Origin of the sequence: Pseudomonas ceruminis (genome assembly GCF_021602025.1) — a bacterium.
Classification (GTDB): Bacteria; Pseudomonadota; Gammaproteobacteria; order Pseudomonadales; family Pseudomonadaceae; genus Aquipseudomonas; species Aquipseudomonas ceruminis.
The window spans coordinates 1-24,921 of the sequence record NZ_BQHW01000047.1 but is presented as its reverse complement, the minus strand read 5'-3'; the positions used below and the strand labels follow the sequence as shown (position 1 = coordinate 24,921).

The window sequence follows — 24,921 nt, the reverse complement described above, 5'->3', positions numbered from 1 at the left end:
GATAGTTGAAGCTGCTGCGGTCGACCAGGTTTACCTCCACGGTCCGCTTCTCGTCGCCCAGGCAAAGCTCAAGGTCGACCACCGGCCTGCGCGAAAGCTCGGGGGCATCGCCCTCTTCCTCTTCGTCGGCACGGTTCTTGATCTTGCTGATGCGCGAAACCTTGTGCTCGTACACCTTGCCATCAGCGTCCTTGGTCGCCAGACGGAAGCGCACCCAATCCTCACCGTCGCGGGTAAAGGGTTCGATGTCCTTGGCCGATAACGACGCGGTGTAGGCGCCTGTGTCCATCTTCGCCTTCAGGGTCTGGCCAAGCTCGGGCAGGGCGATGTTCTCGTAACGGCCGTAAAGCGTGGGCTCGGCAGCCATGACCGGCAGCGCCAACAACGACAACAGGGCAAGCAGTGGTTTCACAGGCAGGCTTCCTTGAGGGGGGTCAGTGCTTAGACTGTGCAAGCAGGATAGGTTCGCTGTCACAAGCCTAAACAACATAATGTGAAACATTTGTTCCTGCCGCCCGGCATTGGACATTTGGCGTTGGCCGCGGCGCTGCTTATCATTGCCGCCCGTTCTAATCCCACAACAAGAGTCTCTTTATGCGTCGCCTGCTGACCGGCATTCTTACCACCTCCCTGCTGCTGCTCAACACCTTGGTGCTGATCGGCCCGCTGCTGGTCTTTGCCCTGCTCAAGCTGGTGCTGCCAGGCCGCTGGCGTGACTATGCCTCGGCTGGAGTGATGTGGGTTGCCGAAACCTGGTCGGAAGTCGACAAGGCCATCTTTGCCTTGTGCATCCCCACCCGCTGGGACATCCGCGGCGTCGAGCGCCTGCGCAAGGACACCTCCTACCTGGCGGTCAGCAACCACCAGACCTGGGTCGACATTCCGGCATTGATCGAAAGCCTCAATCGCCGCACGCCGTTCTTCAAGTTCTTCCTGAAAAAGGAACTGATCTGGGTGCCGCTGCTGGGCCTGGCCTGGTGGGGCCTGGATTACCCGTTCATGAAGCGCTACAGCAAGGCGTTCCTGGAGAAGCATCCAGAGCTCAAGGGCAAGGACCTGGAAATCACCAAGGCCGCCTGCGAGCTGTTCAAGCGCCAGCCGGTGACCGTGGTCAATTACCTCGAAGGTACTCGCTTTACCGAGGCCAAGCGCCGGGAACAACAATCGCCCTATCGCCATCTGCTCAAGCCGAAGGCCGGCGGCGTGGCATTCGTGCTGGCGGCCCTGGGCGAGCAACTGGATGCGCTGCTGGATGTGACTATCGTGTACCCAGGGGACCAGGCGCCGGGCTTCTGGGCATTGCTCAATGGCAGCATCAGCCGGGTGATTATCGACATACAAGTGCGTGAACTGGACCCGGCGTTGTGGGCGGGGGATTACGAAAGTGACCCGGCGTTCCGCCAGTCTGTGCAGGCATGGGTGAACCAGCTGTGGGAGGAGAAGGATCAGCGGATTGAGCAGTTGCGCTCGGAGATGCGCTAAGCCGTCATTCTGGACCGGCCTCTTCGCGGGACAGGCCCGCGAAGAGGCCAATGAATGCAAATGCCCGATTAAAACCCTGGCTAATAATCAGCATAAGGAATACTTCTTTGTCACACCCCACCTAAGTGGATAAAAATCGATCAAAGCACAACTACAAAAAAGCCTGGATCGATCAATGGCCAACCCAACTAGCTCCGCCCCGCCCCAGCTCCGCCGTGTCCTGGGCCTCCCCGCCCTGGTGTTCTTCGGCCTGGTCTACATGGTCCCGCTGACCATCTTCACCACCTACGGCATCGTCACCGAACTCACCGGTGGTCGTACCGCCGGCGCCTACCTGGTCACCCTGCTGGCCATGCTGTTCACCGCCGCGTCCTACAGTTTCATGGTCAAGCGCTTCCCCGTCGCGGGCTCGGCGTACTCCTACACCAACATGGCCTTCGGCCAGAACGTCGGCTTCCTGGCCGGCTGGTCGCTGCTGCTCGACTACCTGTTCCTGCCGATGATCAACTACCTGCTGATCGGCCTGTTCCTCAACATCGCCTTCCCGGCGGTGCCTGCCTGGGCCTTCGTGCTCGCCTCCATCGCCCTGGTGACCGTGCTCAACGTGGTCGGCATCAACTCGGTGGCCAAGACCAGCAACCTGATCGTCGGTGCGCAGATCGTGTTCATCGGCGTGTTCGTGGCGCTGTCCTGGCAGACCTTGGGCAATGGCCAGCCAATCGACTGGCTGACGCCGCTGAGCGGTGATGGCAGCGCACCCGGCTTCGGCCCGCTGATGGCTGGCGCTGCGGTACTGTGCCTGTCGTTCCTGGGCTTCGACGCAGTATCCACCTTGGCTGAGGAAAGCCGCGACGCCCGCCGCGACGTGCCGCGTGCAATCATCCTCACCACCCTGTTCGCCGGCCTGCTGTTCACCGTGCTGGCCTACGTGAGCCAGCTGGTGCTGCCCGGCAGCACCTTCGCCAACGCCGATGCCGCCGCCAACGAGGTGATGTTAAAGGCGGGCGGGCAGTTCCTGGCCAACTTCTTCACCGCCGCCTATGTGGCCGGCAGCCTGGGCTCGGCACTGGCCTCCCAGGCAGCGGTGTCACGCATTCTCTACACCATGGGCCGTGACCGGGTGCTGCCGCAGCGTACTTTCGGCCACCTGTCGCCACGCCTCGGCACGCCGGTGTTCGCCATTCTTCTGGTGTCGGCGTTTTCGCTGCTGGCGCTGGTGATCGACCTGTCCACCCTCGCCTCGCTGATCAGCTTTGGCGCGTTGGTGGCGTTCTCGGCGGTGAACCTGGCAGTGGTGAAAACCCACCTGAAGGATGACAGCGCGCTGCGTAACCTCAAGGGCCTGCTGTGCTATGGCGCGGTGCCGCTGGTGGGGTTGAGCCTGACCTTGTGGCTGTGGACCAGCCTGTCGGCGCTGACCTTGGTGATTGGCCTGTGCTGGTTCGCCCTGGGGCTTGCGTACCTGGCGGTACTGACTGCCGGCTTCCGTCGCCCGGTTAGCCTGGTGAACTTCTCCGAAGCCGCCTGACTGGGAATACATGCTGGCTGCACCGGCCTCATCGCCGGCAAGCCGGCTCCCACAGGTTCACCGCTGCACTTGAAGTCGGTGATTACCCTGTGGGAGCCGGCTTGCCGGCGATAGGGCCAGCAGCGGCCCTGCATACCCTTCAGACCGAAGGCTGAGCCAACGGCGCCGGCGTAGTCCACAAACTACCCAGGTTCTGCAGCAACGACCCGGCGATGCCCTGCTGGCCGAGGTACTGCAGAATCAACGGCGCAAACTGCCCGATCATCCCGGTATCCATCCCCAGCGCCTTGAACGCACTGTCCAGGTCGCTGCGGTTCTCAACGTCATTACCCAGCGCATGGCTCAGCGCCGACTGGCTTTCGCTGTTCTTGCCCAGCATTTCACCCAGCCCGCTCAATCCGCCCAGCGCATTGGCGCCCGACAGCAGGTCCAGCCCAGGCACGGCTTTGGTCAATTGGCCGTAATCGTCAGCGCTCAGGTTATTGCGCGCCAGCCCCAACATCGCCCCTGCCCCGCCCACGGCCTGCTCCGGGGTGATCTTCAGTTCGCTGCCCAGTGTATTGAGCAAATTGGCCTGCGCCTCGGGCGCCTGCACCTGGCCTTGTTGCTTCTGGTTCTGCATGGCGGAGACGGCGTTGGCGGCGTCGCTGAGGTTGAAGGCGAACACCGGGCTTGCAGCCAGGGTCATCAGGGTTGCCAGGGTGAATGCTTTCATCGGGAGGGACCTCGTGGGCCAGGATGGCCTGGGAAACGAGGCGTTTGACTTTGGAGTTGAAGGAATGTTCCGGGCCGGCTGTCAGTCAAATTGCGCCATCTCCATCAGGGGAGAGTCGCCTGTTATTTTTGCCAGTAGCCGAGTGAAGCAATCTCTCTGATACTGCAATTAATTCTGAATACACGCGATACCTGCCACGCAAAACGGAGGGTTTAACGATGGAACTAAATATGAGTATTGCTCGCTACGCACCCTACGGCCACGCCTTGCCAATACCCGACTCATTACTGGGTTTCAACGGCGAATGCGTGTTAAAACCCCTAGAACACTATTTCCTCGGTGCTGGCCATCGATTGTATTCACCTTCATTGATGAGGTTTTTTTCGGCCGATATAAAAAGCCCTTTCGAAGAAGGCGGTCTCAACGCATATGCCTACTGCGCAGGCGACCCTGTAAACCGAATCGACCCCACCGGACAAAGCTGGCTTAGCCTTTTCAAAGGAATAGGTAATAGACTTGGCCTACGCAGTAGACCCCCGCAGCAACAGCCACGCCCTAGCCCCATGCCACTTGCGCAACCTACACGCGCTACCCGTGAATCGGTAATCGCATCTGCTGCAAGCGAGCCCCCTCCACCGAGCTATCGTGAGACTTTGCATAAATTTTCGGAGTCTAGACAAAATAAAATCAGAGCTATCAACACTAAAATCGAACGCCTCGAAGTGGAATTGGACATCGCACAGCGTATGTATGATCCTACTGAACCTTTCTTGGCACGTAGGCTCGAACGACAAATACGCAATAGAGACAGACTCTGGAGACGGCCGCAGCTTCCAGCGGATGACGAGCTGTTCCCCAGGAGAATAGAACCGTCCCAAACAACTATCAATTCAAACGTGCGCAGGGTCCGCTTCGCGGTATGACACTATCGTACAACTGGAAGCCGCTAAGAGATTGAGAGGCTGGACCACTTGAGCTTGTTCTTGCCGCTCATCCATCAATTCACACGATCCTCCGTTTTTTCCGCTTACTTGTAGGACGCTTCTGAATTACAGTCCAAAACCGCTTAAGCCATTGCGATGACCTGGGCTGAGCTCTAGTCTCGGCCGGTCGCTGCGAAATCAGCGACCGGCTTTGACAGGCCGCCTTGGTATGAATCACATGGCTCGCCTTTATGGCAGCTGTGCATGGGGCACTTCGTGTGCGCCGGGTTTTGGTTCACCTACCGGTCTGTCAACCCATGTACAGCTGCCACCAATTGTTTGACAGCAGATGGTGATGGCCCTCATTTAAGGTGTTCCATCATGCTTAAGATTGTCCCCGATCCACCCCACACCTCCCATTCCCTCGAAGACACCCTAATCCAAGCCACGGACTACGCACTGTGCGCCCAAACCGTCGCGCATCAGGCGCTTCTGCTGCAGCCTAAATCGCCGGTTTCGATCTTGATGATGGCCACGATGCACGAACTTGAAGCGCTGCGGGTGTTGCTTGAGGCGGCGTTGATCCAGGTGCAGATGCCGGCGGAGCCGCGAATGCGGCACTAAGGCCAGACCAGCCAGTAGAGAACTTTCAGGGGATAGAACAATGACAACCGAAGACACCAAAACCACCGTGGGCAAAACCTTCTTCTTTCAAGCCGAAGGCCACACTCAACCGCTGTTCTGCATCGCCCCCGGCATCCCGTGCCAAAGCGCCCGCGAACAGGCCTCTGAACTGATGGGCTATGTGCGAGACATGACCCTCACCGGCGTGATGGAAGGCGACCAGCAACTCATTTGGGCTTCCCACTACCTGAGCGCGATGGCCAAGGCGCTGCTGGATGATGCCGAGCTGGGGATGATGCGCTGAGTAAGAGGTTTGCAGGGCTGGCCTCTTCGCGGGCAAGCCCGCTCCTACAGGTTATGAACAAGCACTGAGAGAGGCTGTAAAACTGTTATTTCTGCCAGTATGAAAATCTCTGCGGTCATTCAGAATGGGCGTGTAGCAGACCATTTGAATCCAGTGCGACAGGGACTTGAATCATGGCTAAAGCAGCGAATCGAACGCTATTCTTCTATCAAGGCAACCAGCTCGTTTCCGTGCAGGACGGTGACCAGCATCTCGCCATTTTCCGCAACGATGCATTACCGCTGGCAGAGCTGAGTACAGACCCGACGATAGGCAGCGCTCTGCTGGCCACCGATACCCCAGGATCGGTACTCGCGGTGCAAAACTCAAACGTGCAAGCAGAAGAAAGCCCCTCAACATGAGGGGCTGTTCATTACATCAGGGCATCAAGCCGCGCCCCACATCTTGTGTGGGTCGATCACAAACTTCTTCGGCACACCTGCATCAAACTCGCCATACCCTTCCGGCGCCTGGTCCAGGTTGATCACCTGCACGCCTACAACCTCGGCGATATTGATGCGGTCCCACATGATCGCCTGCATCAGCTGGCGGTTGTACTTCATGGTCGGGGTCTGGCCAGTGTGGAAGCTGTGCGACTTCGCCCAGCCCAAGCCGAAGCGGATGCTCAGCGCGCCGATCTTGGCAGCAGCATCTACCGCGCCCGGGTCTTCGGTCACGTACAGGCCCGGGATGCCGATGCTGCCGGCAACGCGGGTCACCTGCATCAGCGAGTTCAGCACCGTCGCTGGGGCTTCGTGCTTGGCACCCTCATGGCCATGGCCGCGGGCCTCGAAGCCGACGGCGTCAACGGCGCAGTCCACTTCCGGCTCACCGAGGATATCGACGATCTGCTCGTGCAGCGGAGTGTCCTTGGACAGGTCGACCACTTCGAAGCCCTGAGACTTGGCATGGGCCAGGCGAGCGGGGTTGAGGTCGCCGACGATCACGCAGGCAGCGCCCAGCAGGCGGGCGGAGGCAGCGGCGGCCAGGCCGACCGGGCCGGCACCCGCGACATAAACGGTGCTGCCTGGGCCAACACCGGCCGTCACAGCACCGTGGTAGCCGGTGGGCAGAATGTCGGACAGGCAGGTCAGGTCACGGATTTTCTCCATGGCCTTGTCGCGGTCCGGCAGTTTCAGCAGGTTGAAGTCGGCATACGGTACCAGCACGTATTCCGCCTGGCCGCCGGTCCAGTCGCCCATGTCGACATATCCGTAGGCACCGCCAGCACGGGCTGGGTTGACGGTGAGGCAGACGCCGGTGTGCATCTCCTTGCACGAGCGGCAGCGGCCGCAGGCGACGTTGAACGGTACCGACACCAGGTCACCGATTTTCAGGCGTTCGACATCACGCCCCATCTCGACGATTTCACCGGTGATTTCGTGGCCCAGTACCAGGCCGACCTGGGCAGTGGTGCGGCCACGGACCATGTGCTGGTCGGAGCCGCAGATGTTGGTGGAGACCACCTTGAGGATGACGCCGTGTTCGATTTTCTTGCCGCGCGGGTCCTGCATTTTCGGGTAGTCGATCTTCTGCACTTCGACCTTGCCGGCGCCGAGATATACCACTCCACGATTGCCAGACATGCTCTTACCTCGCTTGATTTGTAGTTATGCAGCGTTGGTTGAAGCGCCGCCATCCGTGGGCGGCATGTGGTACTGGAATGCTGGGAATTGTGGGCCTGATGAGCCGGGATGCGCTGACTGAAAACGACAGAGGGATACCTTTTTACGGCAGGTAGAAATGAGTCGGCCCCTTCGCGGGGCAAGCCCGCTCCCACAGGTTCACCACTGTTACAAACATGGCGGTGAACCTGTGGGAGCGGGCTTGCCCCGCGAAGGGGCCGGTACAGACTGCTAGAGAACTACTGTCCGGTTGGCGTTGAGAAACACCCGCCGCTCGATGTGATACCCCACCGCCCGCGCCAGGGTCAGGCACTCGATATCCCGCCCCTTGGCAATCAGGTCTTCGGGGTAATGGCTGTGGTCCACCACTTCCACGCCTTGGGCGATGATCGGCCCTTCATCCAGGTCGTTATTGATGTAGTGCGCCGTGGCCCCGACCATCTTCACACCCTTGTTGTACGCCTGATGGTAAGGCTTGGCGCCCTTAAACCCCGGCAACAGCGAGTGGTGAATATTGATCGCCCAACCATCCAGACGCCGGCACAGTTCCGGCGACAGCACCTGCATGTAGCGGGCAAGCACCACCAACTCGGCCCCGGTTTCTTCAATCACCTGAATGACCTTGCGCTCCTGCGCGGGCTTGTCTTTGGGGTCGAGGGCGAAGTGGTAGTAGGGGATCTTGTGCCAGTGCGCCAGCGGTTCGAGGTCGGGGTGATTGGACACCACCGCCACCACGTCCATGGCCAGTTGACCAATGCGCTGGCGATACAGCAGATCGTTCAGGCAGTGGTCGGCCTTGGACACCATGATCACTACTTTGGGCCGGTGATTGGGAGCGGTCAGCTCGAAGGCCATGCCGAACGCATCACTGCGCTCGGCGAGGCCGGCGCGAAAGCCTGCCTCGTCGAAGTCCTCCGGCTGGCGAAACTCGACGCGAATGAAGAAGCGCCCAGACAGCCGGTCATCGAACGAATGGTGCTCCGTCACGTAGCAACGCTGCTCGAACAAGTAACGCGTCACCACATCGACGGTGCCGAGCATGCTCGGGCAGTCGGCGGTGAGAATCCAGGTATCCGGTGCCCGACTCATGTAATGCGCTCCTTAGGCCTCGATGCTCAGGCCGTACTCGGCCGATGCGTCCTGCAGCCACAACCACCAGTAGTCGGCGAAGCTGCGGCGAATCACCAGCTCCCAAGTGTCTTCAGCGGTGCGGCGGATCACCAGTTGCGACTTGGCGAACACGGTACCGACCGCTTTGCCTACCGGGAAGTTGTTCGGGTGAACATCGTAGCTGGTGGATTTCATCAGCACTTCGCGCACGTTCGGACCGCGCAGCTCCAACAGGCTTTGCCCGCCGCTGACGTTGACCACCTGAATGTGCTGGCCGTCGAGGGCCTCGCGCAGTTTTTGCTCGACAGCAAATTCCTGCCCACCGGGGACGATCAGCAGCCACTCGTCCGGCCCCATCCATTGCAGCGACATCTGGCTGTTGGCGACCACGGTCAGGGCCACCGGCAACTCCAGGCCCAAGGCCTTGTGCACACCAGCGGCGAACTCCGGGTCATGACCGTCGCCACGCAGGGTCAGGTGGCCGAGGAATTTCTTTTCGCGCAGGGTAACGCCTGCGTTCTTGCGGCCTTTACCAACCAGGCTGGCCAGGTCGGCGTGGTGCAGCGGCGACTGGGCCTTGGCGTCGGCGCCGGGGTTTTGCTGGAAGACGTTGATAGCGCTCATTTGTTACCTGCCTTGAATTCTGTTGTCCGTAAGACCAGAGGTCACATGCATGCCCGAATGCTAGCGGGGGCCTGTGGGAGCGGGCTTGTCCCGCGAAGAGGGCGGTGAGGCCACCATCGCATTCGCGGGCCAAGCCCGCTCCCACAGGGCTTGCATTTCAAGCAGACCTATCTCAGGGCCTTAAACGTTCTGCCGCTCACCCTTCGGATCGAAGAACACCGAAGACACGATTTCGGCCTCGATCACGCTGCCATCGGCCTGCGGCGAGTAGACACGCTCGCCCATGCGCTTGAGGCCGCCCTTCACCACACCCATGGCGAACGAATAGCCCAGGGAGTTGGAGGCGTAGCTGGAGGTGACGTGGCCAACCATGTCCATCGGGATTGGCTGTTTCGGGTCGAACACCAGCTGGGCGCCTTCCGGCAGCCATCGGGTCGGGTCCACAGGCTTGAGGCCTACCAGTTGCTTGCGGTTCTCGCGCACGCAGTCTTCGCGGTTCATGCCACGCAGGCCGATCCACGAGAACGGCTTGTTGCGGCCCACGCACCAGCTCATGTTCAGGTCGTCCGGGGTCATGGAACCGTCGGTGTCCTGACCGACGATGATGAAGCCCTTCTCGGCGCGCAGTACGTGCATGGTCTCAGTACCGTACGGGGTCAGGTTGTACTGCTTGCCCGCCTCGATGACCTTTTCCAACACACCCATGGCGTAGTTGGCCTGCACGTTCACTTCGTACGACAGCTCACCGGTGAACGAGATGCGGAACACACGGGCCGGCACACCGCCGACAGTGCCTTCCTTCCAGGTCATGAACGGGAAGGCGTCCTTGTCCAGGTCGATGTCGTCGGTCAGCTCGCTGAGCAGCTTGCGGCTGTTGGGGCCGGACAGGGTCAGGGTGGCCCAGTGGTCGGTGACCGAGGTGAAGTACACCTTCATGTCCGGCCATTCGGTCTGGTGGTACAGCTCCAGCCATTGCAGCACACGGGCGGCGCCGCCGGTGGTGGTGGTCATGTAGAAGTGGTTGTCGCCCACGCAGGCGGTCACGCCGTCGTCGAAGACCATGCCGTCTTCCTTGCACATCAGGCCATAGCGGGCCTTGCCCACGTCGAGCTTGGTCCAGGCGTTGCTGTACACGCGGTTGAGGAACTCACGAGCGTCCGGGCCCTGGATATCGATCTTGCCCAGGGTCGAAGCGTCCAGCAGGCCCACGCTGTCACGCACGGCCTTGCATTCACGGGCCACTGCGGTGTGGATGTCTTCACCGGCCTTAGGGAAGTACCAGGGGCGCTTCCACTGGCCGACGTCTTCGAACTCGGCGCCGTTCTTCACGTGCCAGGCATGCAGGGCGGTGAAGCGCACCGGCTCGAACAAATGGCCACAGTGGCGGCCGGCAACCGCGCCAAAGGTGACCGGGGTGTAGTTCGGGCGGAACATGGTGGTGCCCATTTCCGGGATGCCGATACCCAGCGAACGGGCGGCAATGGCCAGGCCGTTGATATTGCCCAGCTTGCCCTGGTCGGTGCCAAAGCCCAGTGCGGTGTAGCGCTTGACGTGCTCGACGGACTCGAAGCCTTCGCGGGTGGCCAGCTCGATGGCAGCAGCGGTGACGTCGTTCTGCTGGTCGACGAACTGCTTGGGCGCACGGGCGGTGCCTTTGTCATGCGGCACCTGGAACAGCGCCACGGTGGCCTCTTCCTTGCGTTGCACGGCTTTTGGCAAGGCACCCACAGTAGCCTTGAAGCCGGCTTCGGTAGCGGCACGCACGCCGCCCTCGAAACCATCGGCAATCACATCACCGAGGGCGTACACGCCATTCACGCCACCGACGCAGACGCGCTTCTGCGGCGCGTCGCCGGGCACGAAACCGAGGATGTCTTCACGCCACACCGGGCGGCCGCCCAGGTGCGACGCCAGGTGAACGATCGGGCTGTAGCCGCCGGAGGTGGCGATCAGGTCGCAGTCGAGGGTTTCCCCTGGGCTGGTGACTTTATGCGCCGGAACGTCGATGGCGGCGACGCGGGCCCCAGTCACATGCTTGCTGCCCTTGGCCTCGATAACGGCGCTGGAGGTGAGGATGCGAATGCCCTTGGCGCGTGCCTCCTCGACCAGCGAGCCCCGCGGGTTGTGACGCGCGTCGGCGATGGCGACAACCTGCAGGCCAGCGTCATGCCAGTCCAGCGCGGCGCGGTAGGCATGGTCATTGTTGGTCGACAGCACCAACTTGCGGCCCGGGGCAACGCCGTAGCGACGTACGTAGGTGGAAACGGCACCCGCCAGCATGTTGCCCGGCACATCGTTGTTGCCGTACACCAACGGCCGCTCGTGGGCACCTGCAGCCAGCACGACACGTTTGGCACGCACACGGTGCACACGGTGACGCACCTGACCGATCGGGGCGCGGTCGCCGAGGTGGTCGGTGAGGCGCTCGTGGATGGTCAGGAAGTTGTGGTCGTGGTAGCCATTGACGGTGGCGCGTGGCAGCAGGGTGACTTCCGGCAGGCTTTCCAGCTCCTTGACCACGGCGCTCACCCATTCAGCGGCCGGCTTGCCATCGAGGGTCTCGCGGCTGTCCAGCAGGCTGCCACCGAACTCTTCCTGTTCGTCGGCCAGGATCACGCGGGCACCGCTGCGTGCCGCAGCCAGCGCAGCGGCCAGGCCGGCAGGGCCGGCGCCGACGATCAGCACGTCACAGTGCTGGTTCATGTAGTCGTAGCTGTCCGGATCGTTCTGCAGCGGCGCACGGCCAAGGCCTGCCGCTTTACGGATGTACTTCTCGTAGGTCATCCAGAACGACTTGGGGTACATGAAGGTTTTGTAGTAGAAGCCCGGCGGCATCATGCTGCCACCGACCTTGCCGAGGATGCCCATGACGTCGCTGTTGACGTTCGGCCAGCCGTTGGTGCTGGTGGCTACCAGGCCGGCATACAGCGCCTGCTGGGTGGCGCGCACGTTGGGGATCTGGGTGGCTTCGCTGGAACCGACCTGAAGGATGGCGTTGGGCTCTTCAGTACCGGCGGCGATGATGCCGCGTGGGCGCGAGTACTTGAAGCTGCGGCCGACGATGTCGACGCCGTTGGCCAGCAACGCGGCGGCCAGGCTGTCGCCGGCATAACCCTGGTAGGTCTTGCCGTTGAAAGTGAAGTTCAGGACCTTGCTGCGGTCGATACGGCCGCCGCTGGCGAGGCGATAGGTCTGGCTCATACTGTTTCCCCTTGGCCTTTGACGGTCGACGGTGCGCTGCTCTGCTTGCCGTTGGCGGTCACCTGTGGCTTCTCGCCAATCTTGTAGGTTTCCAGAATTTCGTAGGTCACGGTGTCGCGGGTGACGTTGAAGTACTGGCGGCAGCCAGCCACGTGGTCCCACAGTTCATGGTGTATGCCCCGCGGGTTGTCGCGGAAGAACATGTAGGTGCCCCACTCCTCGTCGGAACAGGCGTTAGGGTCCAGCGGGCGGGCGATGTGCGCCTGGCCAGAGGCATGAAACTCTTCTTCGGAGCGCAGCTCGCCGCAGTGGGGACAAAAAATATGCAACATGACGGTGTCTCCGGTTAGTGGGCGACGGCGGCGGCGCCGTGTTCGTCGATCAGTGCGCCGTTGTAGAAACGGTCCATGGAGAACGGCGCGGCCAGCGGGTGCATTTCACCTTTGGCCAGGCTCGCCGCGAAGACGTTGCCCGAGCCGGGGGTCGCCTTGAAACCGCCGGTGCCCCACCCGCAGTTGAAGAACATGTTCTTGACCGGGGTCTTGGAGATGATCGGGCAAGCGTCCGGCGAGGTGTCGACGATGCCGCCCCACTGGCGGTTCATGCGTACCCGCGAGAGGTTGGGGAACATCTCGACGATCGCCTGCAAGGTGTGCTCGATCACCGGGTATGAACCGCGCTGGCCATAGCCAACCCAGCCGTCGATACCGGCACCGATTACCAGGTCGCCCTTGTCGGACTGGCTGATGTAGCCGTGCACGGCGTTGGACATGATCACGCTGTCGATGATCGGCTTGATCGGCTCCGATACCAGTGCTTGCAGCGGGTGCGATTCCAGCGGCAGACGGAAGCCGGCCAGCTTGGCCATGTGCCCGGAGTTACCGGCGGTGACCACGCCGACACGCTTGGCACCGATGAAGCCTTTGTTGGTTTCCACACCGATGACCGCGCCATTCTCCTTGCGAAAGCCGATCACTTCGGTCTGCTGGATCAGGTCCACACCGAGGGCGTCGGCAGCACGGGCGAAGCCCCATGCCACGGCGTCGTGACGGGCGACACCACCACGGCGCTGCACGGTGGCACCGAGGATCGGGTAGCGGGTGTTCTTGGAGCAGTCCAGGTACGGGATTTCGGCCGCGACCTGGGCAGTGTTGAGCAGCTCGCCATCCACGCCGTTGAGGCGGTTGGCGCTGACGCGGCGCTCGGAATCACGCATGTCTTGCAGGGTGTGGCACAGGTTGTAGACGCCACGCTGGGAGAACATCACGTTGTAGTTGAGGTCCTGGGACAGGCCCTCCCACAGCTTCATGGCGTGCTCGTACAGGTGCGCCGACTCGTCCCACAGGTAGTTGGAACGCACGATAGTGGTGTTACGAGCGGTGTTGCCGCCGCCCAGGTAACCCTTCTCGATCACCGCCACGTTGGTGATGCCGTGCTCCTTGGCCAGGTAGTAGGCCGTGGCCAGGCCATGGCCGCCACCGCCGACGATCACCACGTCGTAGACCTTCTTGGGCGTCGGCGTGCGCCACATGCGCTGCCAGTTTTCGTGGTGACTGAGGGAGTGCTTGAAAAGGCCGAAGCCCGAGTAGCGTTGCATGATCGATTACTCCACTCAGCGGTAAACAGGGAAGTCTGCGCACAGCGCGGCGACGTTTCTCGCCACATCGGCTTCGACGTCGGCGTCACCGAGGTTGTCGAGGATGTCGCAGATCCAGCCGGCCAGTGCCACGCACTGGGCGACCTTGAAACCACGGGTGGTGACGGCCGGGGTGCCGATGCGCAGGCCCGAAGTGACGAACGGCGACTGCGGGTCGTTCGGCACGGCATTCTTGTTGACGGTGATGTGCGCACGGCCCAGGGCGGCGTCGGCCTCTTTACCGGTCAGGCCCTGGCGAATCAGGCTGACCAGGAACAGGTGGTTGTCGGTGCCGCCAGAGACTACGTCGTAGCCGCGGTCGATGAACACTTCGGCCATGGCCTGGGCATTTTCGATCACCTGCTTCTGGTAGCTCTTGAACTCAGGCTCCAGCGCTTCCTTGAAGCACACGGCCTTGGCGGCGATCACGTGCATCAGCGGGCCGCCCTGGGCGCCTGGGAACACTGCGGCGTTGAGCTTTTTCTCGATCTCTTCGTTGGACTTGGCCAGGATCAGGCCGCCACGTGGGCCGCGCAGGGTCTTGTGGGTGGTGGTGGTCACCACATCAGCGAACGGAATCGGGTTCGGGTACAGGCCAGCGGCAACCAGGCCGGCGACGTGGGCCATGTCGACGAACAGCAGCGCACCGACCTTGTCGGCGATGGCGCGAAAGCGTGGGAAATCGAGGGTTTTGGAGTAGGCCGAGAAGCCGGCAACGATCATCTTCGGCTTGTGCTCGACGGCCAGGCGCTCGACTTCGTCGTAGTCGATCAGACCGGTGTCGGTGTTGATGCCGTACTGCACGGCGTTGTAGAGCTTGCCCGAGGACGACACCTTGGCGCCGTGGGTCAGGTGGCCGCCGTGGGCCAGGCTCATGCCCAGAATGGTGTCACCCGCCTGCAGCAGGGCCAGGTACACCGCGCCGTTGGCCGAGGAGCCAGAGTGCGGCTGAACGTTGGCGTAATCGGCACCGAACAGCTGCTTGGCGCGCTCGATGGCCAATGCCTCAACCTTGTCGACGTGCTCGCAACCACCGTAGTAGCGCTTGCCCGGATACCCTTCGGCGTATTTGTTGGTCAGGCCGCTGCCCTGGGCCTGCATGACGCGCTTGCTGGTGTAGTTCTCCGAGGCGATCAGCTCGATGTGATCTTCCTGGCGCTGCTCTTCGGCATTCATCGCCGCCAGCAGTGCGTCGTCATAACCCTGGATCTGGTCTTGCTTGCTGAACATCGTGTTTCTCCCGGCAGCGATCGTTTCTTGTCTGTAAGGCACTGCGGCCCTTTGTGGCGATGGTATGACTGGCCGAGGTGGGTCAGATGCCTGCGCACGCCTTGCAATGGCGCGTTTACGACATTGCCATTGGGTTGCTGTTGCCGGCCTCTTCGCGGGGCAAGCCCGCTCCCACAATGGTTGCTGTATGCAGGGCTACTGTGGGAGCGGGCTTGCCCCGCGAAGAGGCCGATACAGATCCGACTCAAAGCAGCTTGTATAGGCAACCGCTGAATCGATGGTTTAGAGTGCTGTTCTGCGTCGTTCACAGGACCGTGTCATGACAGATAAGAGCCAACAATTCGCCAGCGACAACTATTCCGGCATCTGCCCAGAAGCCTGGGCCGCCATGGCCAAGGCCAACATGGGCCACGACCGCGCCTACGGCGACGACCAGTGGACCGAGCGCGCCTCGGAATACTTTCGCAAGCTGTTCGAAACCGACTGCGAAGTGTTCTTCGCCTTCAACGGCACCGCCGCCAACTCCCTGGCCCTGGCCTCGCTGTGCCAGAGCTACCACAGTGTGATCTGCTCGGAGACCGCTCACGTCGAAACCGACGAATGCGGTGCGCCGGAGTTCTTTTCCAATGGTTCCAAGCTGCTGACCGCGCCCAGCGTCAACGGCAAGCTGACGCCGCAATCGATCCGCGAAGTGGCGCTCAAGCGCCAGGACATCCATTACCCCAAGCCGCGTGTGGTCACCCTTACCCAGGCCACCGAGGTAGGCACCGTCTATCGCCCCGACGAGCTCAAGGCGATCAGTGCGACCTGCAAGGAGCTGGGTCTTAACCTGCATATGGACGGCGCACGCTTTACCAATGCCTGCTCGTTCCTGGGCTGCAGCCCGGCTGAGCTGACCTGGAAGGCCGGGGTGGATGTGCTGTGCTTTGGTGGCACCAAGAACGGCATGGCGGTAGGTGAGGCGATCCTGTTCTTCAACCGCGACTTGGCCGAGGACTTCGACTACCGTTGCAAGCAGGCCGGGCAGTTGGCGTCGAAAATGCGCTTCCTGTCGGCACCGTGGGTGGGGCTGCTGGAAGATGGCGCCTGGCTGCGCCATGGCGCGCATGCCAACCATTGCGCGCAGCTGCTGGCCTCGTTGGTGAGTGATTTGCCGGGGGTAGAGCTGATGTTCCCAGTGGAGGCCAACGGGGTGTTCCTGCAGATGCCCGAGCCAGCCATCGAGGCACTGCGTGGCCGGGGCTGGCGGTTCTATACCTTCATCGGTAGCGGTGGGGCCCGGTTCATGTGCTCGTGGGATACCGAGCAAGCGCGGGTGCGTGAGCTGGCTGCGGATATCCGCGCGATCATCGGCGCCTGATGCGTAGCATTCGCGGGGCAAGCCCGCTCCCACAGGCTCATCACCAGTTGGTTTTGTGTCAGTCCTGTGGGAGCGGGCTTGCCCCGCGAAGTACCCAACACCGATCTAAAGCTTAAACCCGCCCATCTGCCGCGCCAGGTCATCCGCCAGCCCACGCAGCGCCTGACACTCCTCCCGGCACCCCTGCACTTCCGCCGCCGTTTCCCTGGCCAAATCAGAAATCCCCTGCACCGTGCGGTTGATTTCTTCGGTCACCGCCGACTGCTCTTCAGTTGCCGTGGCCACCTGATGGTTCATGTCGCTGATGTGCTCCACCTGGTCGGTGATCGCCCCCAACGAAGCCCCCGTACGCTGGCTCGACTGCACACCACTGCCGGTCGCCTGCTGCCCCGCCTGCATCGACGTCACTGCTGAACCGGCCCCTTGCTTGAGGCGCTGGATCATCTGCTGCACTTCGTCGGTGGACAGCTGTGTGCGCCGGGCCAAGGTGCGTACCTCATCCGCAACCACGGCAAAGCCACGCCCCATCTCCCCTGCCCGCGCAGCTTCAATGGCGGCATTGAGCGCCAGCAGGTTGGTCTGTTCGGAAATACTGCGGATCACCGCCAGCACTTCATCGATCGAGGCGACTTCCTCGGCCAACTGGGTGACCGCCTCCGCCGCTTTGCCGATATCGCCCGACATGCCTTCAATACCCTGGATCGAATGCCGCACCACCTCACGCGCCTGCAGGGCTTCGTCGCGCGCCGCCTGCGAGGCCTGTGCAGCATCGCCGGCGTTGCGGGCAATGTCCTGCACGGTCAGGCCCATTTCGTGTACGGCGGTGGCGACCATTTCGGTCATTTCCTGCTGGCGACCGGAGCGTTCGGCGGTGTTGTCCACAACCCGGGTCACCTGCTCCACCGCCCGGTGCAGGCGCTCGGTTGTGCGCAGCACCTCGCCGATCAGGCCGCGCTGGCTGTCGAGAAAACGGTTGAACCCGCGCGCCAGGTCACCCAGTTCGTCCTGGCGCGAATCATCCAGGCGATGGCTGAGGTCGCCTGCACCGCTGCCAATCTGTACCAGCGCGGCAGTGACACGGCGGATAGGCCGCACCAGCCCACGTGCCAGCAGCACCACCAGCAACAATGACAGCAGCGCCACGCCGCCACCGATCAAAGTGGTAAGCCAGATCGCCTCGCGCATCTGGGCATAGATCTCGGCTTCCGGCACCTCGGCGACCAACGTCCAGTTCAGGTCACGCAGCGGCAAGCCCAACGCCAGGTAGTTCTCGCCGTCGCGCTGGAAGCGACTGGAGCGCAGGGCCTGATCGCCACTCATCACCGCCTTCGCCGCCTGTTCATCAAGCTGTTCGACAAGCTGGCGCTTGCCGCTGAAGGCATTGTCCGGGTGCACCTGGATCAAGCCATCGTTACGCACCAGAAACACCTTGCCGTGCTCGCCAAAGCTGAAGTCGTGGATCAGTTTCGACAGCTCGGTCATGCGCAGGCCCATGCCCGCCACGCCGACCAGCTTGCCGTCCTTTTCCACGCGGTAATCGATGAACAAGGCCAGCTCACCCGTGGCGCCATCGATGTCGATATTGATCAGGCGCTCGGCGCCGCTATCGATATAGCCGTAAAACCACTTGTCCTTGGGGTTGCTACGGCTGAGGGTGCGGTCAAGGCCATTTTCGTTGTAGTAATGGCCAGTCTCGGTCGAGACAAACAGCGCGGTGAAGGCATGGTTGCGCTGCTTGGCGGCCTGCAGGTATTCGACAAAACGTGGCGCTTGTGCAGGGCCTTCACCGGCCGCCAGCCAGTCACGCAGCAGCGTGTTGCCGGCGATGTCCGCCGCCGCCACCAGCGGCTGGCCGAGCATGCGCTCGATATCGTTGCGGATGGCTTCAACACTGGCCGGCAACGCCGTGTCGACCAGGTAGCGTTCGGTCAGGCGGTTGAGGGCCACCGTGAAAATCACCACCACCACCAGGATGCTCGCCAGCAGGGCGGCGCCCATGCTCGCGATCAACTGCCACTGGATACTCCGACGCCAGATACGCATGCCCCTGCTCCCCGCCAATTATTGTTTTGGAGGAAGTGTATACACTTATGTATCCAGTTGTTCCAGTAACTTGAGACAACTAATACCGACTGTAGGAGCGGGCTTGCCCCGCGAATGTGCTGGTAAATTCACCGATGCATCCGCAGGCGATCCGGCGTCCCGGCAAGCCCGCTCCCACAAGGGTTCGCAGGGTGCTTTTACTGCTCGGCGATGGTCCGAACGATCGCGTCCACCGTGGCGTCGATCTGCGCCTGGGTACGCTCGAGCGTCTGCTGGTGTTCCTTTTGCAGTTCGACCTGCTTGGAACACAGATTCAGAGCAGCCAGCACCAGCAGCTTGTCCCCGATCAGGGTCGGGTAGGAGCGCTTGGTTTCGGCCAGGGCGGTGTTGAGCATGCGAACCGCCTGCGCCAGGGTTTCCTCCTGGCCTTCGGGCGCCTTGATCGAATAGTCGCTGCCGAGAATCGACACGACATTGATCGGCTGCGCTTGCAGCCTCATGCGCCTACGACACCTGCGCTGGCGCGGTCAACCAGCGCCTGGATACGCGCGGCGGTGGCACCGTGCTTCTCTTCCTGCTCCATCAGCGACAGCTGCAGGGTTTCGTTTTCTTCCTTGGCCTGGGCCAGTTCCTGGCCAAGGGCGGTGTTCTGCTCGGTGAGTTGAGCGTTTTTCTGCATCAGGTCGCTGACCAGTTGCTCGAGTTGATTCAGGGAGGCTTCCAGCATGGGTCTATCTCAGGTTGTTGCAAAGGGCGCACACGATAAAGAAAAGCGCGAACCCTCGCCATTAAATATCGGATTCTTAAGGTTTCTATCCCGCAGATTGACAGGGTATCGGGCCTCTTGTTCCGACTTGGGTCAACCGCCGGTCAGGTAAACAAACCCCGCACTCACTCATTTGAGCTTTAGGCCTCAAGCCTGGCCAACTGCGACCGATAGCCAGGTAAGTCACATTCTGTCGCATGGATCGCGTCCCTTCACTTGCCTGGATTCGCCTTCCATGTCCCTACGCAACATGAATATCGCCCCGCGCGCATTGCTCGGGTTTGCCCTGATCGGCCTGCTGATGCTTGGCCTTGGTGTCTTCTCGCTCATGCAAATGGGTAACATCCGCCATGCTGGTGTGGCCATTGAGAGCATCAGCGTGCCCAGCATCAAGACCCTCGACGAACTGACGTCGCTCAACCTGCGCCTGCGCACCCTGTCCTATCGCCTGCTGGTCAACCGCGAGCCAGAGACCGTGCGCGATACGCTCAACCTGCTGGACCAGCGCAACGCGCAGATCGACCAAGCGCGCCAAGCCTACCTGCCGATGATCGGGGCAGCCGATGAGCAGGCCGCCTACGACCAATACACCCAGTTGCTCAACCAGTACCGACAACTGGAAGCGCGCATGCGCAGCCTGAGCCAGGCCAACCGCACTGACGAGCTTCGTGACTTGCTCAATCGCGATCTGTTGGCCAACTCCGAGCAGATCAACAAGGTCATGGAAACGTTGGTGCGCATCAACACTGACCAGACCCGCGAAACCAACGAAGTTGCCGCGCGCCAGTACGACAGCGCCTTTACCCTGGTGATTAGCCTGTTGGTTGCCGCCACGCTGCTGACATTCCTCTGCGCCTTCCTGCTCACCCGCAGCATCGTCAAGCCCATCGAAGCAGCGCTCGATGCCGCAGAACAAGTGGCTGACGGCGACCTGACCCACGTCATCCGCGCCGAGGGCACCGACGAAGCCGCACGCCTGCTGCAGGCCATGGCGCGCATGCAGGACAAGCTGCGCGACACCCTGCAACTGATCGCCGGCTCCGCGACCCAGCTGGCCTCGGCCGCCGAGGAGCTGAACTGCGTCACCGACGTGAGCGCCCGTGGCCTGCAACAGCAGAACAATGAGATCGAACAGGCCGTTACGGCCGTCACCGAGATGACCAGCGCCGTGGAGGAGGTTGCGCGCAACGCCGTGAGCACCTCAGAAGCCTCCGGCGAAGCCAGCCGATCGGCCGGCGATGGCCGCGACCTGGTGATGGAAACCGTGGGCGCTATCGAGCGCATGAGCGGCGATGTGCAGGCCACCGCCCAACTGATCACCCATCTGGCCGAGCAATCGCGCGATATCGGTAAGGTGCTCGACGTGATCCGCGGCCTGGCTGACCAGACCAACCTGCTGGCACTCAACGCCGCGATCGAGGCAGCGCGTGCCGGTGAAGCAGGCCGTGGCTTTGCCGTGGTGGCGGACGAGGTGCGTGCACTGGCGCACCGTACCCAGCAGTCGACCAGCGAAATTGAGCGGATGATCGGCAGCATCCAGGGCGGCACCGAAGAGGCGGTCGAATCGATGCGCACCAGCACCGAACGCGCCGAGTCGACCTTGAGCATGGCCCGTGGCGCCGGCATGGCGCTGGACACCATTGCCGGTGCGGTGGCGCAGATCAACGAGCGTAACCTGGTAATCGCCAGCGCGGCGGAGGAGCAGGCACAGGTGGCGCGGGAGGTTGACCGCAACCTGGTGAATATCAATGACCTGTCGGTGCAGAGCGCAACCGGGGCGCATCAGACCAGTGCGGCGAGTGCTGAATTGTCGCGTCTCGCTGTGGACTTGAATGGGCTAGTGGCTCGGTTCCGCACCTGACATTGATGGGGCCGCTTTGCGGCCCATTCGCGGGGCAAGCCCGCTCCCACAGTCTTTAGCCTTGGCTGGCCCCTGTGGGAGCGGGCTTGCCCCGCGAATGGGCCGGCACTGCCACCCAACATCCAGCAACCATTGCGCACCTCGAACTGACACCAGCTGACCTAGTGTTTCCCTGAATCTTCAAAGGGAGCAACACATGGACCGTGCCCAATCCCACCTACTGCGCCGTGGCCGCTTGTCTCAGCCTGGCGGGCTCTATTTGCTGACCACCGTCACTCACGAGCGCAAACGCATCTTTACCCACTTCCAGTCAGCCCGCTGCGTAATCCATCAACTGAGGCAAACCGAGCTCGATGGACTGTGCCGATCCCTGGCCTGGGTGGTCATGCCAGACCATGTTCATTGGCTGATCGAATTACGAAGTGGCACGTTGTGCTGCTTGATGCGCAGGTTCAAGTCGCGCAGCAGTCATGCGCTTTATCAACTCGGCATGCCGCGCCGGAAGGTATGGCAACCGGGCTATCACGACCATGCCTTGCGCCGTGAGGAGAGTGTTGTGCATGTGGCCAGGTACATCGTTGCCAATCCCCTAAGAGCCGGGTTGGTTCGCCGTGCTGGCGATTATCCGCATTGGGATGCTGTGTGGATTTGATGGCCTCTTCGCGGGGCAAGCCCGCTCCCACAATGGATAGGGTTGGCAATCCAAACTTGTGGGAGCGGGCTTGCCCCGCGAATGGGCTGCAAAGCAGCCCCCTGGGCCCTCAGATCAATAATCGATCCGCACATCCCCTTTAGGCACACTGCAGCACGACAGGATGTACCCCTCAGCCTCGTCTTCCTCGGTAATCCCGCCGTTATGCTCCATCTCCACCTCGCCACCCAGCTTCAGCACCTTGCAAGTGCCGCAAATGCCCATACCGCAGGCTTTCGGGATCATCAGGCCAACCTTGGCCGCCGCCGCATGCACGGTCTCGCCCGGGGCGACACGAATGCTCTTCTCGCTGCCGATGAACTCCACCAGGTTCAGGTCGGAGGCGTCCACTTCCGGCGCGTCGGCCGCCTGCTCGGCATGCTCCACAGCATCCGCCTTGGCTTCTGCCGGCGTCGCACCGAACGACTCCTCGTGGTAGTTCTTCATGTCGAAGCCAACCGCCTCGAGCATGCGCTTGACCGCCGTCATGTACGGCGTCGGGCCGCAGCAGAATACTGTGCGCTCCATGTAATCGGGGGCGATCAACTCCATCAACCGCTGATTCAGGTAACCGCGGTAACCGGCCCACGGCTCACCCAAGCCGTGCTTTTCACAGATGATGTGCAGGCTGAAGTTGGGGATGCGCGACGCCATCTGCTCCAGCTCACGGTGGTAGATGATGTCTTTCGGCGAGCGGGCGCTGTGCACGAACACCATGTCGACATTCGCGTTGGTGTCATAGAACCAGCGCGCCATGGACATGACCGGGGTAATGCCGACACCGCCCGAAAGGTACAACACCTTGCCCGCCGGGAAGTCGATGGCATTGAACAACCCCACCGGGCCGTGCACCGGCACTTCCAGACCTTCATGCATGGTGTCGTGCAGGTGGTTCGAGACCAACCCGCCCGGCACACGCTTGACGGTGATCGAGAAGCTGTAGGGCACCGACGGTGAGCTGGAGATGGTGTACGAACGCATCACCGGCTTGCCTTCGATCTCCAGCTCCAAGGTAACGAACTGCCCAGGCTTGAAGAAGAACATGATCGGCTGGTCGGCCATGAAGCAGAAGGTGCGCACGTCCCAGGTCTCCTGGATGACCTTGACGCAGCGCACGATGTGGCGGCCGTTGGCCCAGGTCTGGGTAGTGACCGGATTGAGGAAGGTATCGGACATGTTCATCTCCAGCGGCCGACTATTGGCCTTTTTATGGCTGCGATAATGCGCAAGCCTGCGCCCGTGTACATTCCTGCCTGCGACATCGGCGTGCTTATCGCGACCAGCCCCGTACTACAAGGGCTGGCGCGTCGTAATTCAAATCGGCCATGTCGCCCATGGATACGGTTCACGGCGCCTTCGGACGCACACTCCACGGCAAAAGAACCTGCGGCACCACAACAACGATTAGCCACCTTTTGCCGGCCGCACGCGGCCCCGAGGATTACACGATGGACGTCACCGCAACCCTGAGCCTGGGCGATCCACTGGAACCTGCACGCAAGGCCACCGCCGAGATGCTGCAGACCCGCGAGCGCACCTACTCGCTGCCCCAGCCGTTCTACACCGACGAGCGTCTGTTCCAGATCGACATGCAAGAGATTTTCCACAAGGAGTGGCTGATCGCCGGCATGACGTGCGAGATCCCGGCCAAGGGCAATTACATCACCCTGCAGATCGGCAAGAACCCGATCATCGTGGTGCGCGGTGCCGAAGGTAAGGTGCATGCCTTCCACAACGTCTGCCGCCACCGTGGTTCGCGTTTGTGCGTCAGCGAAAAGGGCAAGGTGGCCAAGCTGGTGTGCCCATACCACCAGTGGACCTACGAGCTGGACGGCCGCCTGCTGTTCGCCGGCACCGAAATGGGCGCCGATTTCGACATGAACCAGTACGGCCTGAAGCCTGTGAACGTCAAGGTCGCCGGTGGCTATATCTTCATCAGCCTGGCGCAGAACCCGCCGGCCATCGATGAGTTCCTGGCGACCCTGGACCACTACATGGAACCCTACGACATGGAGAACACCAAGGTGGCGGTGCAAACCACCTTGATGGAAAAGGCCAACTGGAAACTGGTGCTGGAAAACAACCGCGAGTGCTACCACTGCAACGGGTCGCACCCAGAGCTGCTGCAAACCCTGTTGGAATGGGACGACACCAACGACCCGCGTGCCAGCCAGGACTTCAAAGACCATGTGGCCGCCTCCGCCGCCGCCTGGGAAGCCGAGAAGATCCCGTATCTGCACAAGAGCCATGGCCTGCGTAACCGTATCGTGCGCATGCCGCTGCTCAAGGGCACGGTATCGATGACCATGGACGGCAAGCAGGCCTGCCAGAAGCTGATGGGCCGCATCCAGAACCCGGACCTGGGCTCGATGCGCATCCTGCACCTGCCGCACTCGTGGAACCACTGCATGGGCGACCACATGATCGTCTTCACCGTGTGGCCGATCAGCGCCCAGGAGACCATGGTCAGCACCAAGTGGTTGGTGCACAAGGATGCGGTCGAAGGTGTCGACTACGACCCGGAGCGCATGCGCAAGGTGTGGGACGCGACCAACGACCAGGACCGCCGACTGGCCGAAGAGAACCAGCGCGGGATCAACTCCACCGCCTATCAACCAGGGCCGTACTCGAAGACCTATGAGTTTGGTGTGGTGAACTTCATTGATTGGTACAGCCAGCGCGTGCTGGAAAATCTGGGGGCGGCGCCGGCGCCTTACCTGAAGGAAGTGCAGGTGCAGTAACTGGACACCCCTCCTGACACGGCTTTGTCCGGGTCAGGAGGGGTCATCCGGTCCGGATGCCATTCATTTCCAATGCAGGTGCACGAGGTTGATACTGCCAATCACGCCATGCCGTTCTCCCTGCCCGATAGCTGGCTGCGACCCTGCTTCCGAGATCCTGCACCGCCCCCCACACATACGACGCACCTTCAGCCACCAACCTCGCACCGGTGACTTCAAAGGTTGTTTCCCAGGCGATCCTTCCCACCGATACCTCCGATGATCGCACTTGACGCCATACCGTTCGAGCCGCCTCGTAGTTCGAGATCAATCCCGAGACGGCACTGCCGGCCGCATTTGCCAGCCCCAATTGGCTACCTTGGCTGCTGAGCGTGTTTCCACCCCACCCCCCCGTCTCTTATCCACATCTTACACTGCC

General features: G+C 61.7%; 23 protein-coding genes and 1 pseudogene. 10 read left to right on the top strand and 14 right to left on the bottom strand.

Annotated features, from left to right (window positions below; translation table 11 throughout):
- Positions 1–412: ATP-dependent zinc protease family protein (locus L6D80_RS28975; RefSeq protein ID WP_236183099.1), on the bottom strand; the 412-nt coding region annotated here is incomplete at its 3' end.
- A gap of 182 nt (positions 413–594) precedes the next feature.
- Between L6D80_RS28975 and L6D80_RS28970 the strand changes: the two genes are divergently transcribed.
- Together L6D80_RS28970 and L6D80_RS28965 are read left to right on the top strand one after the other, a co-directional pair.
- Complete coding sequence (locus tag L6D80_RS28970; protein ID WP_054903773.1) at positions 595–1,482, top strand: acyltransferase; 888 nt, start codon at positions 595–597, stop codon at positions 1,480–1,482.
- A 175-nt stretch (positions 1,483–1,657) separates the two neighbouring features.
- Positions 1,658–3,010, top strand: a complete 1,353-nt coding sequence (locus L6D80_RS28965) for an APC family permease (RefSeq protein ID WP_176516289.1) — start codon at positions 1,658–1,660, stop codon at positions 3,008–3,010.
- A gap of 139 nt (positions 3,011–3,149) precedes the next feature.
- Here the strand turns inward: L6D80_RS28965 and L6D80_RS28960 are convergent, their stop codons facing one another.
- Entirely contained in the window at positions 3,150–3,725 is a 576-nt protein-coding gene (locus tag L6D80_RS28960) for a DUF2780 domain-containing protein (RefSeq protein WP_054903771.1), read from the bottom strand.
- Between the two features lie 218 nt (positions 3,726–3,943).
- Here L6D80_RS28960 and L6D80_RS30185 point away from each other — a divergent pair, with 218 nt between their 5' ends.
- The 4 genes from L6D80_RS30185 (at position 3,944) to L6D80_RS28940 (ending at position 5,977) form a co-directional block, all read left to right on the top strand.
- Positions 3,944–4,648: an RHS repeat-associated core domain-containing protein gene (locus tag L6D80_RS30185; RefSeq protein WP_176516287.1), complete on the top strand. Its 705-nt coding sequence runs from the start codon at positions 3,944–3,946 to the stop codon at positions 4,646–4,648.
- A gap of 381 nt (positions 4,649–5,029) precedes the next feature.
- Positions 5,030–5,272: a hypothetical protein gene (locus L6D80_RS28950; protein WP_176516285.1), complete on the top strand. Its 243-nt coding sequence runs from the start codon at positions 5,030–5,032 to the stop codon at positions 5,270–5,272.
- A 40-nt stretch (positions 5,273–5,312) separates the two neighbouring features.
- The gene (locus L6D80_RS28945) at positions 5,313–5,576 is read left to right on the top strand and encodes a DUF3077 domain-containing protein (protein ID WP_054903620.1); all 264 of its coding nucleotides are present in this window, start codon (positions 5,313–5,315) and stop codon (positions 5,574–5,576) included.
- A 173-nt stretch (positions 5,577–5,749) separates the two neighbouring features.
- On the top strand, positions 5,750–5,977 hold the full coding sequence (locus tag L6D80_RS28940) for a hypothetical protein (protein WP_082422900.1): 228 nt from the start codon (positions 5,750–5,752) through the stop codon (positions 5,975–5,977).
- Positions 5,978–6,001: 24 nt separating this feature from the next.
- Here the strand turns inward: L6D80_RS28940 and fdhA are convergent, their stop codons facing one another.
- From fdhA to L6D80_RS28905, 7 genes are all read right to left on the bottom strand, one after another.
- Positions 6,002–7,201: a formaldehyde dehydrogenase, glutathione-independent gene (gene fdhA, locus L6D80_RS28935; RefSeq protein ID WP_054903621.1), complete on the bottom strand. Its 1,200-nt coding sequence runs from the start codon at positions 7,199–7,201 to the stop codon at positions 6,002–6,004.
- Between the two features lie 270 nt (positions 7,202–7,471).
- Positions 7,472–8,329, bottom strand: coding sequence for a formyltetrahydrofolate deformylase (purU, locus tag L6D80_RS28930; protein WP_176516283.1), 858 nt, complete (start codon positions 8,327–8,329; stop codon positions 7,472–7,474).
- Positions 8,330–8,341: 12 nt separating this feature from the next.
- Complete coding sequence (locus L6D80_RS28925) at positions 8,342–8,974, bottom strand: sarcosine oxidase subunit gamma (protein ID WP_054903623.1); 633 nt, start codon at positions 8,972–8,974, stop codon at positions 8,342–8,344.
- A 180-nt stretch (positions 8,975–9,154) separates the two neighbouring features.
- A complete protein-coding gene (locus tag L6D80_RS28920) occupies positions 9,155–12,175 on the bottom strand; it encodes a sarcosine oxidase subunit alpha (protein WP_176516281.1) in 3,021 nt (1,006 codons plus the stop codon).
- Positions 12,172–12,507 carry a sarcosine oxidase subunit delta gene (locus tag L6D80_RS28915; RefSeq protein ID WP_054903625.1) on the bottom strand — a complete coding sequence of 112 codons (336 nt, stop codon included), beginning with the start codon at positions 12,505–12,507 and terminating at the stop codon, positions 12,172–12,174. The genes L6D80_RS28920 and L6D80_RS28915 overlap by 4 nt, the downstream gene beginning before the upstream one ends.
- Positions 12,508–12,521: 14 nt before the next feature.
- Positions 12,522–13,772, bottom strand: a complete 1,251-nt coding sequence (locus L6D80_RS28910; RefSeq protein WP_054903626.1) for a sarcosine oxidase subunit beta family protein — start codon at positions 13,770–13,772, stop codon at positions 12,522–12,524.
- A gap of 15 nt (positions 13,773–13,787) precedes the next feature.
- Positions 13,788–15,041 (bottom strand): serine hydroxymethyltransferase, encoded by a 1,254-nt coding sequence (locus L6D80_RS28905; protein WP_176516279.1) that lies wholly within the window; start codon positions 15,039–15,041, stop codon positions 13,788–13,790.
- Between the two features lie 319 nt (positions 15,042–15,360).
- Here L6D80_RS28905 and L6D80_RS28900 point away from each other — a divergent pair, with 319 nt between their 5' ends.
- The gene (locus tag L6D80_RS28900) at positions 15,361–16,401 is read left to right on the top strand and encodes a threonine aldolase family protein (RefSeq protein ID WP_054903628.1); all 1,041 of its coding nucleotides are present in this window, start codon (positions 15,361–15,363) and stop codon (positions 16,399–16,401) included.
- Between the two features lie 105 nt (positions 16,402–16,506).
- Here L6D80_RS28900 and L6D80_RS30585 read toward each other — a convergent pair whose 3' ends face one another.
- The 4 genes and pseudogenes from L6D80_RS30585 to L6D80_RS28885 all read right to left on the bottom strand — a co-directional run bounded on the left by L6D80_RS30585 (position 16,507) and on the right by L6D80_RS28885 (position 19,171).
- The gene (locus L6D80_RS30585; protein ID WP_409456849.1) at positions 16,507–17,235 is read right to left on the bottom strand and encodes a methyl-accepting chemotaxis protein; all 729 of its coding nucleotides are present in this window, start codon (positions 17,233–17,235) and stop codon (positions 16,507–16,509) included.
- A 135-nt stretch (positions 17,236–17,370) separates the two neighbouring features.
- Positions 17,371–18,399, bottom strand: a pseudogene (locus L6D80_RS30580) (HAMP domain-containing protein); the annotation flags it as partial.
- 242 nt (positions 18,400–18,641) lie between these two features.
- Positions 18,642–18,944 (bottom strand): cell division protein ZapA, encoded by a 303-nt coding sequence (locus tag L6D80_RS28890; protein WP_054903630.1) that lies wholly within the window; start codon positions 18,942–18,944, stop codon positions 18,642–18,644.
- On the bottom strand, positions 18,941–19,171 hold the full coding sequence (locus tag L6D80_RS28885; protein WP_054903631.1) for a hypothetical protein: 231 nt from the start codon (positions 19,169–19,171) through the stop codon (positions 18,941–18,943). The genes L6D80_RS28890 and L6D80_RS28885 overlap by 4 nt, the downstream gene beginning before the upstream one ends.
- 274 nt (positions 19,172–19,445) lie before the next feature.
- Here L6D80_RS28885 and L6D80_RS30575 point away from each other — a divergent pair, with 274 nt between their 5' ends.
- Positions 19,446–21,071 carry a methyl-accepting chemotaxis protein gene (locus L6D80_RS30575; RefSeq protein WP_176516276.1) on the top strand — a complete coding sequence of 542 codons (1,626 nt, stop codon included), beginning with the start codon at positions 19,446–19,448 and terminating at the stop codon, positions 21,069–21,071.
- Positions 21,072–21,267: 196 nt separating this feature from the next.
- Complete coding sequence (locus L6D80_RS28875) at positions 21,268–21,723, top strand: REP-associated tyrosine transposase (RefSeq protein WP_176516274.1); 456 nt, start codon at positions 21,268–21,270, stop codon at positions 21,721–21,723.
- A gap of 114 nt (positions 21,724–21,837) precedes the next feature.
- Here L6D80_RS28875 and gbcB read toward each other — a convergent pair whose 3' ends face one another.
- Complete coding sequence (gene gbcB / locus L6D80_RS28870; protein WP_176516272.1) at positions 21,838–22,938, bottom strand: glycine-betaine demethylase subunit GbcB; 1,101 nt, start codon at positions 22,936–22,938, stop codon at positions 21,838–21,840.
- 272 nt (positions 22,939–23,210) lie between these two features.
- On the opposite strand from gbcB, the gene gbcA reads away from it, so the two are divergent.
- On the top strand, positions 23,211–24,503 hold the full coding sequence (gbcA, locus tag L6D80_RS28865) for a glycine-betaine demethylase subunit GbcA (protein WP_054903635.1): 1,293 nt from the start codon (positions 23,211–23,213) through the stop codon (positions 24,501–24,503).
- Positions 24,504–24,921 lie beyond the last annotated feature (418 nt).

Excerpts from the sequence above, each read along its gene's own strand:
- L6D80_RS28970 (WP_054903773.1), top strand. The coding sequence starts at position 595 with ATGCGTCGCCTGCTGACCGGCATTCTTACCACCTCCCTGCTGCTGCTC.
- L6D80_RS28965 (WP_176516289.1), top strand. The coding sequence starts at position 1,658 with ATGGCCAACCCAACTAGCTCCGCCCCGCCCCAGCTCCGCCGTGTCCTG.
- L6D80_RS28960 (WP_054903771.1), bottom strand. The coding sequence starts at position 3,725 with ATGAAAGCATTCACCCTGGCAACCCTGATGACCCTGGCTGCAAGCCCG.
- L6D80_RS30185 (WP_176516287.1), top strand. The coding sequence starts at position 3,944 with ATGGAACTAAATATGAGTATTGCTCGCTACGCACCCTACGGCCACGCC.
- L6D80_RS28950 (WP_176516285.1), top strand. The coding sequence starts at position 5,030 with ATGCTTAAGATTGTCCCCGATCCACCCCACACCTCCCATTCCCTCGAA.
- L6D80_RS28945 (WP_054903620.1), top strand. The coding sequence starts at position 5,313 with ATGACAACCGAAGACACCAAAACCACCGTGGGCAAAACCTTCTTCTTT.
- L6D80_RS28940 (WP_082422900.1), top strand. The coding sequence starts at position 5,750 with ATGGCTAAAGCAGCGAATCGAACGCTATTCTTCTATCAAGGCAACCAG.
- fdhA (WP_054903621.1), bottom strand. The coding sequence starts at position 7,201 with ATGTCTGGCAATCGTGGAGTGGTATATCTCGGCGCCGGCAAGGTCGAA.
- purU (WP_176516283.1), bottom strand. The coding sequence starts at position 8,329 with ATGAGTCGGGCACCGGATACCTGGATTCTCACCGCCGACTGCCCGAGC.
- L6D80_RS28925 (WP_054903623.1), bottom strand. The coding sequence starts at position 8,974 with ATGAGCGCTATCAACGTCTTCCAGCAAAACCCCGGCGCCGACGCCAAG.
- L6D80_RS28920 (WP_176516281.1), bottom strand. The coding sequence starts at position 12,175 with ATGAGCCAGACCTATCGCCTCGCCAGCGGCGGCCGTATCGACCGCAGC.
- L6D80_RS28915 (WP_054903625.1), bottom strand. The coding sequence starts at position 12,507 with ATGTTGCATATTTTTTGTCCCCACTGCGGCGAGCTGCGCTCCGAAGAA.
- L6D80_RS28910 (WP_054903626.1), bottom strand. The coding sequence starts at position 13,772 with ATGCAACGCTACTCGGGCTTCGGCCTTTTCAAGCACTCCCTCAGTCAC.
- L6D80_RS28905 (WP_176516279.1), bottom strand. The coding sequence starts at position 15,041 with ATGTTCAGCAAGCAAGACCAGATCCAGGGTTATGACGACGCACTGCTG.
- L6D80_RS28900 (WP_054903628.1), top strand. The coding sequence starts at position 15,361 with ATGACAGATAAGAGCCAACAATTCGCCAGCGACAACTATTCCGGCATC.
- L6D80_RS30585 (WP_409456849.1), bottom strand. The coding sequence starts at position 17,235 with ATGGTCGCCACCGCCGTACACGAAATGGGCCTGACCGTGCAGGACATT.
- L6D80_RS28890 (WP_054903630.1), bottom strand. The coding sequence starts at position 18,944 with ATGAGGCTGCAAGCGCAGCCGATCAATGTCGTGTCGATTCTCGGCAGC.
- L6D80_RS28885 (WP_054903631.1), bottom strand. The coding sequence starts at position 19,171 with ATGCTGGAAGCCTCCCTGAATCAACTCGAGCAACTGGTCAGCGACCTG.
- L6D80_RS30575 (WP_176516276.1), top strand. The coding sequence starts at position 19,446 with ATGTCCCTACGCAACATGAATATCGCCCCGCGCGCATTGCTCGGGTTT.
- L6D80_RS28875 (WP_176516274.1), top strand. The coding sequence starts at position 21,268 with ATGGACCGTGCCCAATCCCACCTACTGCGCCGTGGCCGCTTGTCTCAG.
- gbcB (WP_176516272.1), bottom strand. The coding sequence starts at position 22,938 with ATGTCCGATACCTTCCTCAATCCGGTCACTACCCAGACCTGGGCCAAC.
- gbcA (WP_054903635.1), top strand. The coding sequence starts at position 23,211 with ATGGACGTCACCGCAACCCTGAGCCTGGGCGATCCACTGGAACCTGCA.